The sequence below is a fragment of the Peteryoungia wuzhouensis genome (assembly GCF_003205195.1).
In the GTDB taxonomy this organism is placed as follows: Bacteria; Pseudomonadota; Alphaproteobacteria; order Rhizobiales; family Rhizobiaceae; genus Allorhizobium; species Allorhizobium wuzhouense.
Window position 1 is genome coordinate 245,880 of record NZ_QJRY01000006.1, and the last position, 19,351, is coordinate 265,230.

Here is a 19,351-nt window from a genome sequence, read left to right on the forward strand (position 1 = left end):
ATGACAGGCAACCGCAAGGTCATCGTGATGGGCGTGGCCGGAAGCGGAAAGTCGTCGGTTGGGGCGGCCCTCCGCACCGCGATGGGAGCGCCTGACATCGACGGAGACGACCTGCATTCGACCGACAACATCGCCAAGATGAGTGCCGGGATTGCACTAACCGATGACGATCGCTGGCCCTGGCTCACTCGTATCGGGGAAACGCTTGCCCAGCATCCGGGCACGATCCTGATCGGCTGTTCAGCGCTGAAACGCGTGTATCGCGACCTCATTCGCAAGACTGCCGGCTCCCCGGTGACCTTCATCCATTGTGCCGGAAGCCAGGCGCTTATCGCCGAGCGCATGGCGAAACGGCCGGGCCATTTCATGCCGACGTCACTGCTCGACAGCCAGTTTGCAGCCCTTGAACCGCCAAACGCCGACAAGGCTGCAATCACGCTGGATATCGCAATGCCGCTGGTCGATCTCGTGGCCAAGGCCATGAAACAATTTTTGGAGGACCGGACATGACCCTGAAGATCGCCCTGATCGGGGCTGGCGCCATGGGCGGCGCCATTGGCACGCGGCTGGTGAAGACCGGCAATGCCCTGACCGTGTTTGATCTCGATCCGGAGAAGGTGGCGACCCTCACCGCACTCGGTGCGACATCCGCAGCCTCTGCCGCAGACGCGGCCGCCGTCTCCGATTATGTCATTCTCAGCCTCAACGCCCCGAAAATCGTGCGGGCCGCTGTGCTCGGCAAAGATGGCGTGGCCGATGGTGCACGGCCCGGTACATTGATCATCGACATGTCCTCGATCGATCCGGAGGCGACGAAGGAGATTGCGGCAGATGCGGCGGAACGTGGTCTGCGCTGGGTGGACAGCCCCCTTTCTGGTGGGGCACCCAAGGCGCTCACCGGTGAACTCACGCTGATGGCCGGTGGCAGCGAGCAGGACGTCGCCGACGCCCATGTCGTACTGAAACACGTCGCCAGCAACTACACCCATATGGGCCCGGTTGGCGCCGGCCAGACGACCAAGTTGATCAACCAGGTGCTGTGTGGCCTAAACTTCCTGGCCGTCGCCGAAGCCACGCAGCTGGCGCTCGATGCCGGCGTCGATGCGGCCAAGATCCCGCAGGCGCTCAAGGGCGGGCGCGCCGACAGCGCCATCCTGCAGGAATACATGCCGCGCTACGTTGCCCGCGATTATCGCCGCACCGGTCGCATCGACAACATGGTCAAGGACCTGAACGGCGCCCAGGACCTGGCGCGCCGCGCCAATACGGCGATGCCGCTGACGGCCGTCTGCGCGGAGGTGCATCGCATGCTGACGGCGGCTGGCCTCGGCGGCGAGGATCAGGCGGCACTGATGGAATATTTCAAGGGAGCGAGGAGCAAGTTGGAGCCATGATCACACGTTACGCCCTGTTCGAAGGGACAATCAAACCAGGCCAGACGGAAGCCTTCCGGGCTGCCGTGATGGCGGAAATCCTGCCGCGCTGGAAAGAGTTTCCAGGCGCACTCGATGTCCGGGTCTCCTTTGCCGAAGCCCGGGACGATGGCGCACCGGAATATCCGATGATCCTTGCGATCAACTATCCGGATCTGGCCGCCGTCGATGCAGCGCTGGCCAGCCCCGTGCGCACCCAAGCCAGGGCTGCGACCGAAAGCGTGCTCGCCCGCTTCTTCGACGGGCGGATCCATCACCACGTGACGCTCGCCAACGAGTTTTCGCTCTGAAATCCGCGTCCCCATGCGCGTCAGAAATGGCCGCATGGGGATGACATTGTCTCGCGTCTTGCATTGGTGAGGCAAACACGCTGTAGTGCCCTGATATCGATAACAAAGGGCCGATATGAGCCAGATTCGCAAGCCACCGACCATGGCGGATATTGCGCGGGTGACCGGTGTGTCGCCCATGACGGTCTCGCGCGCCTTCAAGACCGACAGTCTGATCAGCAAGGAAACGCGGGAAGCCATCCTGCAGGCGGCCGAAGATCTCGGCTACGTCTTCGATTCCACCGCGTCGAACCTGCGCTCGCAAAAGACCGATTTCGTTGCCGTCACCATTCCCTCGCTGAACAATGCCAACTTCGCCGATACCGTCGGAGGGCTCTCCGAGACGCTGGCACAGCGGAACATGCAGATCCTGCTCGGCTATACCAATTACGACATGGCGGAAGAGGAACGGTTGATCGAACAGCTGCTTCGCCGCAAACCTCAAGGCATCGTGGTCACCGGTGGAAAACACACGCCGCGCGCCCGCAAACTGCTGGAAAACGCCCATATCCCCGTCATCGAGACCTGGGATGTGCCGGCGGACCCGATCGGGAATTTCGTCGGCTTTTCCAATGCCGGCGTGGTGCGCGACATGGTCGACCATTTCGTCCGAGCGGGTTACAGCCGAATCGCCTTCATCGGCGGTGATGTCGGGCGCGACACGCGCGGCAGCGACCGCCGCCACGGCTTTCTCGAAGCCATGAAGGCGCATGGGCTTGATACGTCGCGGCTGATTGCGGCAGGACCGCCACCAATTTCCATGCGCGAGGGCGCGAACGCCATGGCGCTTCTGCTTGCCGAATACCCCGATACGGACGCCGTCATCTGCGTATCCGACCTGTCGGCCTATGGCGCGCTCACTGAATGCCAACGCTGGGGCATTCCCGTCCCCGATCAGATCGCCATCGGCGGTTTCGGCGCGTATGAAATCGGCAGTATCTGCGTGCCGACGCTGACCACCATTGATGCCCATGCGCGCGATATCGGTCGCCGCACCGGCGCGCTGCTCCTCGACATTCTCGACGGCCGCGAAGATGTCGGTGACGTCTTGATCAAGCCGGAGCTGATCGTGCGCGAAAGCACGCGCTGACCGGGCGAGCGCCACTACCGGTGCGAGACATAGAGCAGTTCCAGCAAAAGTGCGAAGCGGTTTTGCGTCCGGAATTGCGTGAAAACAAAGACATAGAGCATTGCGACGCCGACCAGCTTCAGGGGCTTCGGGAGTTTCCGGCTTTGGACAGGGAGGGGAACAGAACGTATTCACCGCATGAAACGCGTTCAGGTGCGTGTCAGCTTTATCCTTCAGAGCTTCCGGCAAATTTACAGTGCCATGAAGGATACCGCATTGCCGGCCTTGCTCCGATCTCTTCCTCGACCCCGCATCAGCAGCGAATGGCTGAGCGTCCTCGTTTCGGCCTATCTGCTGGTCGTCATGAATGCGACCTTTTGGCACAAGTCCGCAGCCTATCTGTCGGGTGAAACCTTCGCGCTTGCCTGTCTCGCGATCGGGCTGTTCGCCGGATTCGTGGCGATCCTCGTCACCTTTTCAGCCAAATTCGTCATCAAGCCGGTCCTGGTGTTCCTGATCCTGTCGGCCACTGCCTCGGCCTGGTTCATGGACCGCTTCGGTGTGGTGATTGACAGCGAGATGATCCGCAACGCCGCAGAGACCACCGGTCCCGAAGCCGGCCATCTGATCACGCCGACATTTCTCTTCCACATCGCGCTTTACGGTCTGTTGCCGTCGCTTCTGGTGATCTGGGTCGAGGTCAAGCACCGCACGCTGCTGCGAAAGGTGGTGCGAAACCTCGCCGTTATAGGGCCGGCCGTGCTGGTTCTGGCGGGAGCGGGTGTCACCAACAGTGGCACCTTCATCTTCAATATCCGCGAACATCGCGACTGGTTCCGCAGCCTGAACCCGATCTTCCCGATCGGTGCGGCCATCAGCTACGCCGTCAAGTCGACCGAGGAAAAGAATATCGTGGCCGAACCGATCGGGCTCGATGCGAAGGTGACGGATGCCCTTCAACCCGGCGCACGCAAGCCGCGCGTCACCATCATCGTGGTGGGCGAAACGGCGCGGGCGCAGAATTTTCAGTTGGGCGGCTATGAGCGTGCCACCAATCCGGAACTCTCCAAGCGGGATATCTTCTATTTCAAGGACACGTCCAGCTGCGGAACGGCGACCGCCATCTCCGTGCCCTGCATGTTCTCGCGCTACACCCGCAGTGAATACTCCCACGCCAAGGCCCTTGCGACCGAAAATCTGATGGACGTTCTGGGGCACGCGGGCGTGCGCACCGAGTGGTGGGACAACAACACGGGCGACAAGAACGTCGCGGACCGTATCGGCAGCCAGGACTTCTTCAAGATGAAGGATCCTCGCTACTGCACGAATGGCGAATGCCTGGACGAGATCATGCTCGACAAGGTCGACGGCTGGCTCGACGGGGTAAAGGGCGATTCCGTGCTGGTTCTGCACCAGCTCGGCAATCATGGCCCGGCCTATTATGCCCGCTACCCGGAGGCTTTCCGCAAGTTCACGCCCGACTGCCGCACGGTCGAATTCAAGGATTGCACGCCTGAGACGATTACCAACGCCTATGACAATGCGTTGCTCTATACCGACTTCATCCTGTCCTCGATCATCGACAAGTTGAAGGCACGGGATACAAGCATCGACGCCTCCATGATCTACATGTCAGACCATGGCGAGTCGCTCGGTGAAAACGGGCTGTATCTGCATGGCACGCCCTACTTGTTCGCACCGAGCCAACAGACACATATCCCCTTCGTGCTCTGGCTCGGATCGGCGGCGAAGTCTCAGGTCGACACGACCTGCCTGAGTGCCAAGACGTCCGAAGCAGCCTCGCATGACAATCTGTTCCACACGGTGCTTGGCATGATGCATGTCCAAACCGAGGTGCGCGATCCGGAACTCGATATTGTTGGCAGTTGCAAAGCCGCGACGAGTTGATTGCGATGAGGGAAGCCTTGCCGATCTGAGCGCCTGACCTTCAGATCGGACCGTGGTCGCCGATTAGCGCAGTTTTCGGACCGGAGGATTGTCGACGTCATATTGGCGGCGCGACTGTTGAATCCGCGCATGGTGCTCCACCGACCAGAAGACCAAGCCGGCGATCGGTCCGATCAGGGATTGTCCCAATTCTGTCAGGCTGTATTCCACGCTTGGCGGCTGCGTCGGGAAGACTTCGCGATGCACCAGACCGTCGCGCTGGAGGGTGCGAAGGGTGCTTGTCAGCATCGCCTGCGAAATGTCGGGAATGGCGCGGCGTAACTCTCCGAAGCGATGGTTCTGCGTGCACAAGACCTGCAGGATCAGCGATGCCCATTTGTCACCGATGTGCGAGAACACGTCGCGCACGGGGCAATTCTTGGGATCGAAAGGGCCGCCTGCCGGCTCGGCCAGCATGGCCTTGATCGCACCGATCGCCTGATCGACGTCCGGATTCAGTTTCACATGTGCGGTCACCGGTATTCTCCATCCGACGTGGTTCTAAAAAACTGCCTACTTTACGGCGTCTCACGGATCTGCAATCTACAGCAACTCTGAAAAACAGACCAGCACTGTTTTTGAGCCCAATTCATCGCTGCAAGGATGTATGATCCATGACTGCAAAATATCTCGTCACCGGCGCTTCCGGCAAACTTGGCCAGAGCGTCCTTCACCATCTGACGGAAACCTACAAGGTCGCACCCGCCGATATCGTGGCTGCGAGCCGGAAGCCCGCAGCGCTCGCCACCTGGGCAGATAAGGGCGTCCAGACACGTGCGGTCGATTTCGATGACATCGCGTCGATGGAAAAGGCCTTTGAAGGCGTCGGGCGGGTCCTGATCATCAGCACCGACACGCTCGATCGTCCGGGCCATCGTCTCATCCAGCACAAGGCCGCAATCGCCGCAGCCGAAAAGGCCGGCGTCCAGCACCTGCTTTACACCTCCATGCCGGAACCCGCCAATTCGCCGTTGCTCTTTGCGCCCGACCACGAAGGAACGGAGGCAGCGATCAAGGCGAGCTCGATCCCAGGCTGGACCATCCTGCGCAACAACTGGTATTTCGAAAACGTCTTCCTGTCTGCGGGCCCTGCCCTCGCATCAGGCCACTGGTATTCGGCCGCCGCCGGTGGACGCATCGCGCATATCGCCCGTGACGACATCGGGCGGGCTGCTGCGGCAGCCCTGATCGCCCCCAGCGACGCGAAGACGATCTACACTCTGACCGGTGCCAACTCCTATAGCCACGCTGATATCGCTGCCCTCATCAGCGCTGCTGCCGGCAAGGAGATCGCCGTGGTCGAGGTGCCGCTGGAAGGCCTCGTGCAGGGCATGGTCGGTGCCGGCCTGCCCGAGCCGGTCGCACGCGTCTACGCCTCCATCGATACCATGGTCGGCGTCGGCGGCCTGGCCCAGGTCACGACGGACTACAAGACCCTGACGGGTCTCGAACCTCAGGCTTTCGAGGGCTGGATCAAGAGCCAGGCCGGAGCCTTGAAGGCGCTGATCAACTAAGCCGTTCCGGAGACGTCCAGGGAGCACTGAGACGGCGCGCCCGCCACGAGGCCGTCTCACTTCCGGACCTTCTGAGCACATCGCCCGGGCATTCCCGCCCGGGCGATTGGCAAGATTGTGTGCGCGCACCTGCTGCCCCAGGAAATCAAAAACCCGGCACAAAGGCCGGGTTTTCGCAAATCTGTGGACCGAGGTCAGTGTTTATGCTCGGGCATGTCCTTGAGCTGATCCTTCGTCCAGGCCGTGACGGCATGAACATCGCCATCCTCGTCGCGCATGAAGTCGAGGTCGCTCAGCGGCACCGAAACCGGTTTTGCACCAATGCCAAGGAAGCCGCCGACATCGATGACGGCATGGCTCATCGCCCCGACACCGTGCACGTGGTCGACTTTCCCGACCTTGTGGTCGTCTGCGCCGTAAACGGTAGCGCCCTGCAGAACCGAGGGGGTGAGTTCGGTCGCGGTGAGGCGGACGTGATTGCTGTGATCCATTGTCGTTCCTTCCTGTGTTGCAAGCCCACACACAACTCATGCGGCGCTGCAACAGTTCCCTCTGATCACGGGATCCGTTTGGCCTCCCCCATCTGTCTCCAAAACGCCGGCCTTGACCTTTCAGGCGGGGAGATTACCAACTAGCCGCAAGTTTCATGGCCTCCACGGGGCGAATATATGCGCGTATTATTGGTCGAAGACGATGAGTTGCTGGGGGATGCGGTCCGCACACATGTGCGGCGGCAGGGGCATGCCGTCGACTGGGCCATGACGCGCGAGGCGGCTGAGGCGAGCCTTGCAGCCGCGCCCTATGATCTCGTTCTGCTTGATCTGAGATTGCCTGACGGAAATGGCATCGACATCCTGAAAGGACTGCGCACAAGTCGGGACTCGACGCCGGTGATCATCATGACTGCGCACGACCAGGTGTCGGATCGCATTGCCGGCCTCAATGCCGGCGCAGATGATTATCTGGTGAAGCCGGTCGACATGGGCGAGCTTGAGGCGCGCATGCAGGCAGTTGCGCGGCGCTATGGAAGCCAGCAACTGCCGGAGGTGACGCTGGGCACCCTGAAGATATTTGTCGCGGAACGTCGCGTCATTTCGGAAGAGGGCGTCGATATCAGTCTGTCGTCACGCGAATGGGCGGTGCTCGACCGCCTGATCGCCCGCCGCCATGCGATCGTCTCGAAGGGGCAGCTCGAAGAGGCGCTCTACGAATTTGGTGCCGAAGTGGAGAGCAATACGGTCGAGGTCTATGTCAGCCGTCTGCGCAGAAAGCTCGGCAAGGACGTGATCGAGACGATGCGCGGTCTCGGATACAGGATTGCTTGAGATGGCAAGGAAACCGGCGAGCCTGTCCCGCACCCTGACCGTCTCGCTTGCCGCCCTCCTGTTTGGCTTCTGGACGATCGCCGTGCTGCTCGGTATCTCGATCATGCGGGACGAATTCGACGAAGTCTTCGACAGTGGCCTGCAGGAAACCACGGAGCGGTTGGTGCCCCTCGTGGTCGATGACCTGTTTCGTCGCGAAGCGCGCGAAGAGCCATATCGTGTTGTCGATCCCCGGCCCGACATTCACGATCAATACCTCACATACCAGGTGCGCGATGCCTCGGGGCGCGTCCTCCTGCATTCGAACAATGTCTCCGCCGAGCCCTATGGGGCACCCCTCGTCCCGGGTTTCTTCAGGGATGGCGACCGGAGAATTTTTACCGTGGCCACGGTGAGCGACAGCCTGTTCGTACAGGTCGCGGATTCGCTTGATCACCGCCGCGAGGCGACGCTGGAAAGTGCCCTGGCCTTGCTGCTTCCGATCATGATTCTATTGCCGCTGGGCATGCTTGCCATCTGGTGGATCGTCTCTCGCGCCACCGCACCTGTCGCGCGTCTGGGCGACGCCATTTCCGAGCGCAGCGGTGCGAATATGGCACCGATCGAGATGGCAGACCTGCCGGCGGAGCTGGCCGCGATCCCGGGTTCGATCAACACACTCCTGGAGCGATTGGCCGCGACCTTGCAGGCCGAGCGGGACCTGTCGGCCAACAGCGCGCATGAATTGCGCACACCACTTGCCGGTGCACTCGCTCAGACAGAATTGCTGGTCGCGGAGCTCGACGACAGCGCTGCCCGAGCGCGCGCCGTGCAGGTACAATCGGCCTTGCGGCGGCTCTCTGCCATGGCGGAAAAGCTGCTGCAACTTGCCCGCGCTGATGCGGGCATTGGCACCGCCACCGAACCGTCGGACCTGTTTGCGCTTTTCGACTTCGTGCTCGAGGATTTCGTGCGGTCTCACCCGACGGTCGAAATCGAGGTGACACGGGATCGCCCGCAGGAAGCCGTCCTCCTGCCGATCGATCCGGATGCCTTCGGGATTGCCTTCAAGAACCTGCTCGAAAACGCAGTCAAATATGGCGCCGAGGCTCGGCCGATCAAGGTAAGTGCCTTGGCAGAACGCCGCATCAGTGTGGTCAACGTGGTCGAGGGACGGCTGGACGAGGATGTCGAACAGTATCGCCAGCGCTACCGCCGAGGCCGCACGAACCAACCGGGATCCGGCCTCGGGCTGGCAATCGTTCATCGATTGATGGCGCAGATGAACGGCAGGCTGAAGCTGCGATCGCATGTCGCCAACGACGGAGCGGCTGTTTTTGAGGCCGTGCTCGATTTTGCCTGACGATGACGCATAAGGCCGCTCTGGACGAGGGCAGCCCGCAACCGTAACCTTGGGCAATTGCCAACCCCATCCGCCACATGCCGACTTTGCCGCCCAGGAGAATGTAACAAGACATGGCCCCCATCCTATTGCCGGTTATGAATAGGCGCAATTTTCTGCGTTCCGCCTCTGCAGCAGTGTCAACCAGCCTGCTGTATCCCTCGGGGCTTCTGGCCGCACAGGAAAAAGAGGCTTCGACTTTCATATTTACGAACGACATCCATGCCTGCCGCATGGCAAATGGTCTGGCGCCAAACTGTGCGGCAGAAGGAAAGACGGACGAGAACCTGCTGCACCATGTCCGTGCCATCAACACAGTGCCGCAGCTGTCTTGGCCGGCGGAGATATCCGGCAAACCCACAACGCTGGTCGGGGCCGGCAGGAAGATCGGCACTCTCAGGGGTGTCGTGATTGGCGGCGATCTGACCGATGACGGCCGTGGCCAGGGGGCCATCCCCGGCGAAGGCTATCAGTTGCGACAGTTCAGCCAGAGATATCAGGAAGGGGTAGGGCCGGACCGGGTGCATTTCCCGGTCTATCTCGGCCTCGGCAATCACGACCTCGACCAGGATGGTCCGGCACCGCATGTCGACTGGTATCGGCGTGAACTTCGCGACTATGTCGAGCTCAATCACCGCTCGACCGTGTTTTTCAAACCGCCGGTCCCGGTGACGAGTTACGATGTGGAATCGGACTGCTATTCCTGGGACTGGCCGAATGTGCACCTCGTGCAAACACAGCGGTTTGCCGGCGATACGAACAAGGGAGCCGTCTCGGGACTGAAGTGGCTGGCCGATGACCTTGCGGCCTATGCGACCAACCGGAAACCCGTCATCCTGTTCCAGCATTATGGCTGGGACCCGTTCTCGACCGAGGTTTGGGATGCGGACAAGCAGACATTCGATCAGCAGGGCAATGGTCCGCCGCATTGGTGGAGCGCCGAAGATCGCGCGAAAATGGTCGAGCTTCTAAGACCCTATAATGTCATCGGGCTGTTCCACGGGCACCAGCACGAGACTGCCATGATCTACAACCGCGACGGCATCGATATCTTCAAGCCGAAAGCCGCTTTCATGGGCGGGTTCGCCGTCGTCAATGTCATGGCAGACGCGATGGATGTCGTCTTTTGCGAGGCAAGCCATAAGGATGGTTCAGTCCAGTTCACCGAGAGCTTCAGCAAGAAGATCTGACGGACGCCGGGCAGCATGCATCGCGGGCTGTGCATGCTCGGTCCCTCAGGGATCGATAGCGAGATTCAGTCGATAGCGCGTTGCCTTGCGCTCGCCGTCCCGCAACAGCGCGCCCTTCTCGACGAGGTCGGAGAGGTCGCGGGTGATGGTGGATGGCGCAGCACCGGTGATCGTCGCGTAATTGCCGGCGCTGAGACCCCCGACGAATCCATCGGGTCCTTCCGCCAGCATGCGCAGCAGGACTTTTTCCTGGCGGTCGTTCAGCGCGCCTCTCAGCCTGTCCATCAGTCTTGTCTTTTCGATCAGGAAGCGGACCAGGTCATCGGCTGAGTTCTGTGCTTCGAGTGCCCGGTCAGCAAACCATGAGAGCCAGGCGTCGATATCGAGCGTGGTACTCGCCGCCTCCAGCATGGCATAATAGTCCCGGCGATGCTTCAACAGCGATTTCGACAATGCGCTGAAGGTCGGCGTGGAGATGGCGCGCGCAAGGATGTTTTCCGCGATCGCGCGGCCGATACGGCCATTGCCGTCCTCGAAGGGATGGATGCTCTCGAACCACAGATGGGCAATGCCGGCACGGGCAAGCGCTGCAAGCGGCTCGTCGCCGTCGGGCGAAGTGCGTTCGAGCCATGCGAGAAGGCGCCCCATCTCAAGGGTCAGGCGCTCGGAGGGCGGCGCTTCGAAATGCACGCGCTGGCGTCCGAAGGCACCGGAAACGATCTGCATCGGTTCGTCATGACCGCGATAGGCTCCGATGCTGGTTATGTCGCGTCGGCCGTTCATGACCATACGGTGCCATTCGAAGAGCCGCTCTTCGGTGATTGGGGTGAGCGGGTGGCGGTAAAGATCCGCCATCATTTCGGCAATCCCCGCTTCCGCCGGTCGGCTGCGGAGGCTTGCTGCCGACATACCAAGCTGCCGGCGCAGAGAGGATTGAACGCTGTCGCGATCGAGCACTTCCCCTTCGATGGCGGATGTGCTCATGGCATCGGAGCTCAGCAGCTCAATGACGAGATCCTCGCGGTCGCCCTGTCCCAGATGCCGCATTGTGCCGACGGCAATGGCCGCATTCTCGACGAATGCCTGCTCCCTTGCCTTCAACCGCTCGGGGCGCCAAGCGAATGCGGGCCACCCCTCCAATTCCCAATTCCAAGCCATGAGTGATAAATTCCAATTTATCGCCCATAATGCCTGATAATTATGGGCGATAAAAGGAGTTTGTTTCGCTCATTGCGGCATTGGTCCGCGATAATGGCGTGGATCCGGGATCGGGACCGCTGCCATGAGGGCGCGTGTATAGGGATCACGAGGGTCTTCAAAGACCTGGGCTCGGGACCCAATCTCGACGATTTCACCTCCGCGCATGACCGCGACATTATGCGCCATCTTCTCGATCACCGCCATATCATGCGAGATGAAGAGATAGGCGAGCCCCATTTCCTCCTGCAACTCCAGCATCAGATCGAGCACGCGGGCGCGGACCGAGACATCAAGCGCTGCCACGCTTTCGTCGGCGACGATCAACTGTGGCTTGAGGGCGAGCGCACGTGCAATGCAGATACGCTGCCGCTGTCCGCCGGAAAACTCGTGCGGATAGCGGTCTGCCGCTTCTGGTGGCAAGTCGACCCGTTTCAGCAAGGCTGCAACCCGGTCCTGGCGCTCTGAGGCATTGGCGATGCCGTGGATGACGAGCGGTTCTGCGATCGCCGCCCCCACGCTCATGCGCGGGTCGAGCGAGGCATACGGATCCTGGAAGATCATCTGCGCGCTGCGGCGGATCGGCAGCATGATCGAGGGCGAGGCCGGGAAGACCTCGCGTCCGGCAATCCGCACGCTGCCGTCGAAGGGAATGAGCCCGAGCACGGCCTTGCCGGTCGTCGACTTGCCAGACCCGCTTTCGCCGACGAGGCCCAGCGTCTGCCCGGCTTTCAGCTCGAATCCGATCTTCTTCACCGTCGGCTGAGGTGCCTTGCCGCGCGAGAACCAGCCGCTCTTGGCGCCATAGGTGACGCTGAGGTCGGCGACCTCCAGCACGGGCGAGGAAGAGGCAGACAAAGGCGGATGAGACGTGACCTTCGGCGGCTCGGATGTCCCGGCAAGCGCGCCGAGACGCGGGACGGCCGCCAGCAGTTGCTGCGTATAAGCGGCCGTCGGGCGTTCGAAAATCTCAAGCGCATCACCCTGTTCGACGATACGGCCGTGCTGCATGACGGCGACCCGGTCGGCCATCTCCGCCACCACGCCCATGTCATGGGTGATCATCAGGATCGAGGTCTGGAATTCGCGGCGCAGTTCCCGAATCAGGGTCAGGATCTGGGCCTGAACGGTCACATCAAGGGCCGTGGTCGGCTCGTCGGCGATCAGCACCTTCGGACGGCAGGACAGCGCCATGGCGATCATCACGCGCTGGCGCATGCCGCCGGAAAGTTCATGCGGATACTGCGTGAGGCGTCTTGCTGCCTCCGTCATGTGGACGGCATCGAGCATCTGGCGGGCGATGGTTTCCGGGCTCTCTGCGCTGTCGGACCGATGCTCGCGGATCGCCTCTTCCATCTGGGCGCCGATGGTCATCACCGGATTGAGCGATGTCATCGGTTCCTGGAAGATCATCGCCACCTCGCGGCCGCGGATCCTCCGCATCGCACGTTCGCTTTGTCCGAGAAGGCTCGTCTCACCAAGCCGGATCTCGCCGGACGCCACCCGCAAAGCGGCCTTGGGCAATAGCCCCATGATGGCAAGCGAGGTCACCGACTTGCCGGAGCCGGATTCGCCGGCCAGACACAGCGTCTCGCCGGCCGCAATCTCGAAGCTGACATCGTCGAGGATGCGCTTCAGACCCGTCGGCGTGCGTGCGTCGAGGGTCAGGTTGCGGACCGACAGGACCGGTGTCGATGCAGAAACTGTGCCTGTCACAGGAGGACGATCCTCGGGAAGTAGAAGGAAACGACCCAGTTCGGCATGTCGACGATCTCGCTGATCCGCAAGTCACCGCAGACCGAGCAGAGCATATAGGCGTCAACCGGGTTCATGCCGTGTTCGCCGGTCAGGAGATCGATCATCCGCATGACGGCTTCCTGGGCTCCGGTCATCAGATCCGGGCCGATCCCGGTCGTGACTTCGTAGCCGGCGCCATCGAGATGGCGGGTGACGGGTTCGGTCGTGGTGAAACGCGGTGTCTTGAGATTGGCACCCTTGACGAGGTCGAGGGTGAGCTCGACGTTCATCTGGCTTTCGATGGCCGTACCGCAGACTTCGCCGTCACCCTGGGCCGCATGGGTGTCGCCAACGGAGAACAGCGCGCCCTCGACTTCGATCGGCAGATAAAGCGTGACACCTGCCGTCAGGTCGCGGATATCCATGTTGCCGCCGACGCGCCGTGGGGGGACGACCGAATGCAGGCCGGCTTCTGCCGGTGCCACACCGATGGTGCCGGTAAAGGGTTTTAGCGGCACCTTGCCGCCCGGGCCGTAAGCCGCCGGCGCCATCGAAGCGGTGTCGTAGGACCAGACATGCAGGGCCGGATCCTTGAACTGGTCGGCGAGCAGGCCGAAGCCTGGAATATTGGCGGTCCAGCCATGGCCGGACGGATGAAACTTGCGGATGGTGACTTTGAGCGCATCGCCGGGCCCGGCACCCTCGACATAAACAGGACCGGAAACCGGGTTGATCTTGCCGAAGTCGAGATTGGCAAGCGTTTCCAGCGTCGCGTCCGGGCCGATCTGGCCGCCGGAAGAGTCCATGCATTCGAACAGAATGGTTTCACCGGGCTTTGCCGTGAGCGCCGGCGGAAAATCCCGGTTCCAGCCGAAATTGTGTTGAGCCCTGTGGATGGTGTGATTGCAGGCGACGCACATGGGAATGCCTCCGGGTGTTCAGCTGGTTTTATCGGTTGGTCCGTCTCCCCGTGGTGCCGGGGAGACGGAGACGCATCGGAAGAGGCTTACTGCTTCACGAAGATCGCGTCGTAATTGATGACGCGGGTCGGATCGATGTAGATGTTGTCCGGGCCGCCCATGCGGAGCGACTTGGCAACGACACGACGTTCGTTGATGACCGGGACCCAAGGGGCATCTGCCATGATATCGGTGAAGATCTTGCCCCAGACGGCCTGGCGCTCGGTTGCCTTGGCCGGATCGGACATCGAGTCGGCTTCGATCGCGCGCTTGTCGAGCGCTTCGTTGCAATACCACGACCAGTTCCAGCCGCCCTGAACCGCACCGCTGCAGCCGAGGATCGGGCCGTAGAAGTTGGACGGATCCGGGAAGTCGGCGATCCAGGCCATGCCGCCCGACCAGATCATCGGCGCTTCGCCTTCCGTGCCGCCGGCGGCGATCACGTTGGCCTGGGCGAGTGCGCGCACTTCCGCCTTCACGCCGATGGCGGCGAGATCCTGCTGGATCGCCTGGGCGATGCGCGGCTGCGGGTCGGTGTTGGTGGAGTAGAGAACGGTCTCGAAGCCGTCGGGATAACCGGCTTCTGCCAGCAGCGCCTTCGCCTTTTCGACGTCGAAGGCATAGCCGGTGAAGGCCTTGTCGTATCCCGGCATCAGTGGTGGCAAGGGCTGGTTGGCCGGCGTCGCACGGCCGTTCAGGATGCGGGTGATGCGCTCCTTGTTGACGGCCATGTTGATCGCCTGACGAACCTTGACGTCGTCGAGCGGCTTGATCTTGGTGTTGAGCGTCAGATAGCCGGTATGGAGCTGTTCGCCATCGACGATCATCTGTGCGCCCTCGGGCGAGTTCTTGATCTCGAGGAATTTGGCCGGCGGAATGCCGTCGCCGGCGATGTCGACTTCACCCTTCTGCAGACGCAGCAGCGCCACCAGCGGCTCCTGGCCGACTTCGACGGTCACCTTGTCGATATAAGGCAGGTCCTTGTTGAAGTAATCAGGGTTGCGGTCGAAGACCAGCTTCTGGCCGATCGTCCAGTCCTTCAGGATGAAGGTGCCGGAGCCGACTGGCTTCTTGCCGAAATCACCGGCTGCCGCTTCCACGGCTTCCTTCGGCACGACCGAGGCGAAGTTGATGGCGAGCACATGCAGGAAGGTCGCGTCGGGACGCGAGAGCTTGAAAATGACGGTCTGATCGTCAGGCGTCTCGATGCCCGAGAGCGTTTCCGAGGTGCCACCGGAGACGGCGTCGAAGCCTGCGATCGCGCCGAAGAAGCCGGCACCTGGGCCTTGGGTCTTCGGATTGACGGCGCGTTCGATCGAGTACTTGACATCAGAGGCAACGACCGCGCGGCCGTTCGAGAACTTCACGCCCGGGCGCAGCTTGAAGGTGTAGGTTAGGCCATCAGCCGATACGTCGAAGCTTTCGGCCAGCGACGGCACGAGATTGGCCGTGCCCGGCTCGTAGTCCATCAGGCGCGAAAACAGGCTCTTGATCATGGACCAGTTGACCCAGTCGTAACCGATGGCCGGATCGAGCGTGGTGATGTCGTCCTTGTAGGTGACGACGATGTCGCCGCCCTTGGCGGGCGTGTCCTGCGCACCGGCAATCGATGGCAGGAATGCCATCATCGCCGCAGCGGTGGAGGTGAGAAGCAAGCGTCTGAACATTGTGGTTCCCCTTTGTGTCGAGCTTCAGTGTGAACGGATGCGCGGGTCGATGGCCGGCGCGATGATGTCGGCGAGAAGGTTGCCGAGGATGATGGCGAGCGCCGAGGTCAGCGTAACGCCCATGATGATGGGAATGTCGACCTGCTGGATCGCCTGCCAGGCGAGCTGACCGATGCCGGGCCAGCCATAGACGGCTTCGACCACGACCACGCCGCCCATGAACTGGCCGATATCGATGCCGATCATCGCGATGATCGGAAGCGTCGCATTGGGCAGCGCATGACGCAGCACGACGCGGGCGCGCGACAGCCCTTTGGCGCGGGCGGTGCGCACGTAATCCTGGTTCAAAACGTCGATCATTGCCGAGCGGACCATGCGGGCATACCAGCCTGCGCCAAGCAGTCCGAGGGTGGCGGCCGGCAGGATCACATGGGCGGCGGTGCCGTAGCCTGACATCGGAAACCAGCCGAGGGTGGCGGCAAAGACATACAGCAGCAACAGGGCGACGACGAATTGTGGGGCCGATACACCGACAAAGGATGACATCATGATCACCCGGTCGGCGAGTTTGCCGCGATAAAGCGCGGCCGTCACGCCGAGCACCATGCCGAACAAAACCTCAAGCGCGATGCCGGCTGCCATCAGCGTCAGCGTTGCCGGCAGGCGTGCGGCAATCAGCGTCGAGACTTCCGTCTTCTGGGCATAGGAGCGGCCGAGGTTCCCTTGAACAAGGCCGCCGACATAATGGCCGAACTGGACCACCAGCGGCTTGTCGAGGCCGAGTTCGTGGCGAATGTTTTCAACCGTCTTGGCGGTTGCGCTGCGGCCCGCAATCATGCGGGCGGGATCGGCCGGCAGTGCATAGAGCAGCACGAAGGTGATGGCGGAGACACCGAACAGGATCAGGACCGACTGGACGAGCCGCTTGGCAAGAAGCTGGAGCATCAACCCCTCCCGCGCTGGGTCGGATCGAGCAAATCGCGCAGCGCGTCTCCGACCAGATTGAAGGCGAGCGCGGTGAGCAGGATCACGGCGCCTGGGAAGAAGACCAGCCAGGGAGCAGCCTGGAAATAGCTCTGGCTCTCGAAGATGATATTGCCCCAGGACGGGTTCGGTGGTTGGACCCCGATGCCGAGGAAGGAGAGCGTTGCCTCCAGCAGCACGGTCGTTGCAATCCCGAGCGTGCCCCAGACGATCGCGGTCGGGATGAGATGCGGCAGGATGTGCAAGAAGAGAATGCGGCCGTGGCCTGCACCGAGAGACCGCTCTGCCAGGATGAAGTCACGCTCCACCAGGCCGCGCGTCTCTGTGTAGACAATACGCGCCACCTGGACCCAGTTGACGAGCGCGATCACCATGGCGACGATCCAGAGGCTGGGTTTCAACAGGGCCGCCAGCACGATGGCCAGAAGCAGGGCCGGGAAGGCCATCATCAGGTCGGTGAACCGCATCAAAACGTTACCGGCAAATCCGCGCATATAGCCGGCGGTGATGCCAACGAGGAGGCCGATCGCGACGGCTACGCCATTGGCAACCAGCCCGATCAAAAGCGAGGTGCGCGCGCCGAACAGCATGCGCGACAGCAGATCGCGGCCAAGCGTGTCGGTTCCCAGCAGGAAGGGGCCACCCGGGGGCATGGGGGCCCCTTCCAGCGTCAACCCGTCGAACATCTGTTCGTCCGGATTGAAGGGGGCGAAGAGCGGCGCGCCGAGGGCGCCGATCACGACGATGAGGATGATCGCCAAGCCGAACAGAGCCGCCGGCTGGCGGAGCATTTCGCGAAGCACACGCATCAACCGACCTCCCGCATCACGTCAGCCCCGCCGAGGAAGAGGGCGGCAAGTCGTTCGATCGGCATGCGCTGGCGCATGGCATGATCCCTGAGCAGGGCATAGGCGGCTTCCTCGTCGATGGATTTGCTGGCCTTGAGGCGTTCGATGGCGGCAAAGACCACCGGGCGAAGGCGAAGCCGTTCTTCCAGATGCGCGATGCGGGCTTCCTCCTCCTGACGCTGTTCATGGCCGCTGACGGCCAGAACGAGTGCCGGATAGACGGATGCGGACGTCACGGGCTTGGGAATGATGGCGCCGGCACCGCAGCCGATCGCCCAGGCGATGCGACCCGGCGCTTCGGAGCCGAGAAGCGCCACCACCGGGCGGGCCGGGCGCTGGGTTGGCCAGGGCAGCAACTCGTCCCAGCCTCTGTCAGCATCGACAATGACGAGATCCGGCAGGTCGCCACCCGAAAGCGGCAGCCATTGCACCGAGGAGGCAAAGCCGAGCAACGAGAGCTGGCGGCGCAGTCTTTCAACATTGCCGTCCTCTTCTGCGAGGATCACCGCTTTCCAGCCGGTGAAATTGGGCGTCTTCGAGATCATTTCGCCACCCTGAGCCAAGGTTGCGCACGGCTGGTCGCGGCCGTGAGATAGGGGTCGGCGGCAAGCGGCAGGCGCGAGGCGATCACGTCGAAGCCGCGCTCCGCATTCACCCGGCCGAGCAGGAAGGGGAGGCTTGCATGATTGGTCTTGTTATCGAAGACCATGTCGCCGAAGAGGCCCGGCCATGTCCGGGACAGGATGTGCTCGCGCACACCGGCCGGCTCGTCGGTCGTTGTTGCCTCAATCGCGGCGATGCAGAGCGTTGCTGCCGTATAGGCACTGGCGAAAATGCTGGAAACCGCGCCGATTTCAGGAGCGAAATCGCGCAGCCGCGCCTGAAAATCGCGGTTCTCGGTGCTGTTGAAGGTGTTGAAATAGGAGGCCGCACAGAGCTGGCCGACCGCGGCACCGTCTGCGACTTCATCGAGTTCGGATTCCTGCAGGTCACAGCTGGCGACCGGGCAGTTTTCCGGCAGGAAGGCCGGGTCGCGGCTGCCGAGTTCTCTCATCGCTTCCAGAAAGGCATAACTCGACGGGCCGATCAGGTTGTTGAGGATGAAGCTTGGCCGCTTTTCGGCGATGTCGGCGATGATCCGTTCGACACCGGTTTCCTCGATCGGCAGATACCGCTCGCCGAGCACCGAGCCGCCGGCATTGGCGACCAGTTCGCGCGCCAGCCGGTTCATTTCCCAGCCCCAGACATAATTGGCGCCCACAAGATACGGCCGTGCGCCATGGCGCGGGATCAGGTGCTCGAAAAGCGGGATCAGATGCTGGTTCGGGCAGCCGCCGATGTAGAGCGCGTTCTCGTTGGCCTCGAAGCCCTCGTAAGGGCAGGCATACCAGAGCAGGCTGTCGTGCTTCTCGACGAGCGGCAGCACTTCCTTGCGGGCGGCAGACGTGATGGTGCCGATGATGTGCCGGCAGCCGCTGTCACGTGTCAGGCTGCGCGCACCTTCGAGATAGGCGGCAAGATCGCCCTGCGGATCATAGAAGACCGGCTCGATCTTGTTTCCGCCGCGGGCCCTGTATTCGTGAAACGCAAAGGCGACGCCGCCATGAGCATCCCGCCCCATGGCCCCGTAAGGGCCGGTGGTCGAATAGAGGACGCCGATTTTTGCCGTCTGCTGCATGCGTTTTCCAAATACGAAAAAACCCACAACGCAGATCCCGATGGCGGGGCGTTGTGGGCTTTGTTGCCCGGTGGCGCTGTGCGCCAAATGTGT

General features: G+C 62.0%; 19 protein-coding genes. 9 read left to right on the plus strand and 10 right to left on the minus strand.

Annotation, left to right across the window (positions count from 1 at the left end; all coding sequences use genetic code 11):
- The 5 genes from DMY87_RS16995 (at nucleotide 1) to DMY87_RS17015 (ending at nucleotide 4,739) form a co-directional block, all read left to right on the plus strand.
- Nucleotides 1–510: a gluconokinase gene (locus tag DMY87_RS16995; RefSeq protein WP_245408953.1), complete on the plus strand. Its 510-nt coding sequence runs from the start codon at nucleotides 1–3 to the stop codon at nucleotides 508–510.
- The gene (locus DMY87_RS17000) at nucleotides 507–1,394 is read left to right on the plus strand and encodes an NAD(P)-dependent oxidoreductase (RefSeq protein ID WP_110792831.1); all 888 of its coding nucleotides are present in this window, start codon (nucleotides 507–509) and stop codon (nucleotides 1,392–1,394) included. The genes DMY87_RS16995 and DMY87_RS17000 overlap by 4 nt, the downstream gene beginning before the upstream one ends.
- Nucleotides 1,391–1,723, plus strand: a complete 333-nt coding sequence (locus DMY87_RS17005) for a hypothetical protein (RefSeq protein ID WP_110792832.1) — start codon at nucleotides 1,391–1,393, stop codon at nucleotides 1,721–1,723. Before DMY87_RS17000 ends, DMY87_RS17005 begins: the two co-directional genes overlap by 4 nt.
- 115 nt (nucleotides 1,724–1,838) lie before the next feature.
- Complete coding sequence (locus DMY87_RS17010) at nucleotides 1,839–2,852, plus strand: LacI family DNA-binding transcriptional regulator (protein WP_110792833.1); 1,014 nt, start codon at nucleotides 1,839–1,841, stop codon at nucleotides 2,850–2,852.
- Between the two features lie 177 nt (nucleotides 2,853–3,029).
- Nucleotides 3,030–4,739 (plus strand): phosphoethanolamine transferase, encoded by a 1,710-nt coding sequence (locus DMY87_RS17015; protein ID WP_110792834.1) that lies wholly within the window; start codon nucleotides 3,030–3,032, stop codon nucleotides 4,737–4,739.
- Between the two features lie 63 nt (nucleotides 4,740–4,802).
- On the opposite strand, the gene DMY87_RS17020 is transcribed toward DMY87_RS17015, so the two are convergent.
- Nucleotides 4,803–5,195, minus strand: a complete 393-nt coding sequence (locus tag DMY87_RS17020) for a winged helix-turn-helix transcriptional regulator (RefSeq protein ID WP_110792945.1) — start codon at nucleotides 5,193–5,195, stop codon at nucleotides 4,803–4,805.
- 197 nt (nucleotides 5,196–5,392) lie between these two features.
- On the opposite strand from DMY87_RS17020, the gene DMY87_RS17025 reads away from it, so the two are divergent.
- Nucleotides 5,393–6,292 carry an SDR family oxidoreductase gene (locus DMY87_RS17025; RefSeq protein ID WP_110792835.1) on the plus strand — a complete coding sequence of 300 codons (900 nt, stop codon included), beginning with the start codon at nucleotides 5,393–5,395 and terminating at the stop codon, nucleotides 6,290–6,292.
- 194 nt (nucleotides 6,293–6,486) lie between these two features.
- Here DMY87_RS17025 and DMY87_RS17030 read toward each other — a convergent pair whose 3' ends face one another.
- A complete protein-coding gene (locus DMY87_RS17030; protein WP_110792836.1) occupies nucleotides 6,487–6,783 on the minus strand; it encodes a PRC-barrel domain-containing protein in 297 nt (98 codons plus the stop codon).
- 177 nt (nucleotides 6,784–6,960) lie between these two features.
- Between DMY87_RS17030 and DMY87_RS17035 the strand changes: the two genes are divergently transcribed.
- The 3 genes from DMY87_RS17035 to DMY87_RS17045 all read left to right on the plus strand — a co-directional run bounded on the left by DMY87_RS17035 (nucleotide 6,961) and on the right by DMY87_RS17045 (nucleotide 10,188).
- Nucleotides 6,961–7,617 carry a response regulator transcription factor gene (locus DMY87_RS17035; protein WP_110792837.1) on the plus strand — a complete coding sequence of 219 codons (657 nt, stop codon included), beginning with the start codon at nucleotides 6,961–6,963 and terminating at the stop codon, nucleotides 7,615–7,617.
- 1 nt (nucleotide 7,618) lies between these two features.
- Nucleotides 7,619–8,959, plus strand: coding sequence for a sensor histidine kinase (locus DMY87_RS17040; protein ID WP_110792838.1), 1,341 nt, complete (start codon nucleotides 7,619–7,621; stop codon nucleotides 8,957–8,959).
- Between the two features lie 272 nt (nucleotides 8,960–9,231).
- Nucleotides 9,232–10,188, plus strand: a complete 957-nt coding sequence (locus DMY87_RS17045; RefSeq protein WP_342588661.1) for a metallophosphoesterase — start codon at nucleotides 9,232–9,234, stop codon at nucleotides 10,186–10,188.
- A gap of 45 nt (nucleotides 10,189–10,233) precedes the next feature.
- Here DMY87_RS17045 and DMY87_RS17050 read toward each other — a convergent pair whose 3' ends face one another.
- From DMY87_RS17050 to DMY87_RS17085, 8 genes are all read right to left on the minus strand, one after another.
- Nucleotides 10,234–11,346, minus strand: a complete 1,113-nt coding sequence (locus tag DMY87_RS17050) for a Fic family protein (RefSeq protein WP_110792840.1) — start codon at nucleotides 11,344–11,346, stop codon at nucleotides 10,234–10,236.
- 69 nt (nucleotides 11,347–11,415) lie between these two features.
- Nucleotides 11,416–13,101, minus strand: coding sequence for an ABC transporter ATP-binding protein (locus tag DMY87_RS17055; protein ID WP_110792841.1), 1,686 nt, complete (start codon nucleotides 13,099–13,101; stop codon nucleotides 11,416–11,418).
- The gene (locus DMY87_RS17060) at nucleotides 13,098–14,042 is read right to left on the minus strand and encodes an acetamidase/formamidase family protein (protein WP_110792842.1); all 945 of its coding nucleotides are present in this window, start codon (nucleotides 14,040–14,042) and stop codon (nucleotides 13,098–13,100) included. Before DMY87_RS17060 ends, DMY87_RS17055 begins: the two co-directional genes overlap by 4 nt.
- Before the next feature lie 86 nt (nucleotides 14,043–14,128).
- Nucleotides 14,129–15,748, minus strand: coding sequence for an ABC transporter substrate-binding protein (locus tag DMY87_RS17065; protein WP_110792843.1), 1,620 nt, complete (start codon nucleotides 15,746–15,748; stop codon nucleotides 14,129–14,131).
- Between the two features lie 24 nt (nucleotides 15,749–15,772).
- Nucleotides 15,773–16,693, minus strand: a complete 921-nt coding sequence (locus tag DMY87_RS17070; RefSeq protein WP_110792844.1) for an ABC transporter permease — start codon at nucleotides 16,691–16,693, stop codon at nucleotides 15,773–15,775.
- Nucleotides 16,693–17,541, minus strand: a complete 849-nt coding sequence (locus DMY87_RS17075; protein ID WP_110792845.1) for an ABC transporter permease — start codon at nucleotides 17,539–17,541, stop codon at nucleotides 16,693–16,695. The genes DMY87_RS17070 and DMY87_RS17075 overlap by 1 nt, the downstream gene beginning before the upstream one ends.
- Nucleotides 17,541–18,122 (minus strand): ANTAR domain-containing response regulator, encoded by a 582-nt coding sequence (locus tag DMY87_RS17080; protein ID WP_110792946.1) that lies wholly within the window; start codon nucleotides 18,120–18,122, stop codon nucleotides 17,541–17,543. Before DMY87_RS17080 ends, DMY87_RS17075 begins: the two co-directional genes overlap by 1 nt.
- The gene (locus tag DMY87_RS17085) at nucleotides 18,122–19,258 is read right to left on the minus strand and encodes a transporter substrate-binding protein (RefSeq protein ID WP_110792846.1); all 1,137 of its coding nucleotides are present in this window, start codon (nucleotides 19,256–19,258) and stop codon (nucleotides 18,122–18,124) included. Before DMY87_RS17085 ends, DMY87_RS17080 begins: the two co-directional genes overlap by 1 nt.
- Nucleotides 19,259–19,351 lie beyond the last annotated feature (93 nt).

Bases quoted from the DNA above. Each gene is read 5' to 3' on its own strand.
- DMY87_RS17070 (WP_110792844.1), bottom strand. From the start codon at position 16,693: ATGCTCCAGCTTCTTGCCAAGCGGCTCGTCCAGTCGGTCCTGATCCTG.
- DMY87_RS17005 (WP_110792832.1), top strand. From the start codon at position 1,391: ATGATCACACGTTACGCCCTGTTCGAAGGGACAATCAAACCAGGCCAG.
- DMY87_RS17040 (WP_110792838.1), top strand. From the start codon at position 7,619: ATGGCAAGGAAACCGGCGAGCCTGTCCCGCACCCTGACCGTCTCGCTT.
- DMY87_RS17065 (WP_110792843.1), bottom strand. From the start codon at position 15,748: ATGTTCAGACGCTTGCTTCTCACCTCCACCGCTGCGGCGATGATGGCA.
- DMY87_RS17000 (WP_110792831.1), top strand. From the start codon at position 507: ATGACCCTGAAGATCGCCCTGATCGGGGCTGGCGCCATGGGCGGCGCC.
- DMY87_RS17025 (WP_110792835.1), top strand. From the start codon at position 5,393: ATGACTGCAAAATATCTCGTCACCGGCGCTTCCGGCAAACTTGGCCAG.
- DMY87_RS17085 (WP_110792846.1), bottom strand. From the start codon at position 19,258: ATGCAGCAGACGGCAAAAATCGGCGTCCTCTATTCGACCACCGGCCCT.
- DMY87_RS17020 (WP_110792945.1), bottom strand. From the start codon at position 5,195: ATGCTGGCCGAGCCGGCAGGCGGCCCTTTCGATCCCAAGAATTGCCCC.
- DMY87_RS17035 (WP_110792837.1), top strand. From the start codon at position 6,961: ATGCGCGTATTATTGGTCGAAGACGATGAGTTGCTGGGGGATGCGGTC.
- DMY87_RS16995 (WP_245408953.1), top strand. From the start codon at position 1: ATGACAGGCAACCGCAAGGTCATCGTGATGGGCGTGGCCGGAAGCGGA.
- DMY87_RS17045 (WP_342588661.1), top strand. From the start codon at position 9,232: ATGGCAAATGGTCTGGCGCCAAACTGTGCGGCAGAAGGAAAGACGGAC.
- DMY87_RS17075 (WP_110792845.1), bottom strand. From the start codon at position 17,541: ATGCGTGTGCTTCGCGAAATGCTCCGCCAGCCGGCGGCTCTGTTCGGC.
- DMY87_RS17030 (WP_110792836.1), bottom strand. From the start codon at position 6,783: ATGGATCACAGCAATCACGTCCGCCTCACCGCGACCGAACTCACCCCC.
- DMY87_RS17050 (WP_110792840.1), bottom strand. From the start codon at position 11,346: ATGGCTTGGAATTGGGAATTGGAGGGGTGGCCCGCATTCGCTTGGCGC.
- DMY87_RS17060 (WP_110792842.1), bottom strand. From the start codon at position 14,042: ATGTGCGTCGCCTGCAATCACACCATCCACAGGGCTCAACACAATTTC.
- DMY87_RS17010 (WP_110792833.1), top strand. From the start codon at position 1,839: ATGAGCCAGATTCGCAAGCCACCGACCATGGCGGATATTGCGCGGGTG.
- DMY87_RS17015 (WP_110792834.1), top strand. From the start codon at position 3,030: ATGAAACGCGTTCAGGTGCGTGTCAGCTTTATCCTTCAGAGCTTCCGG.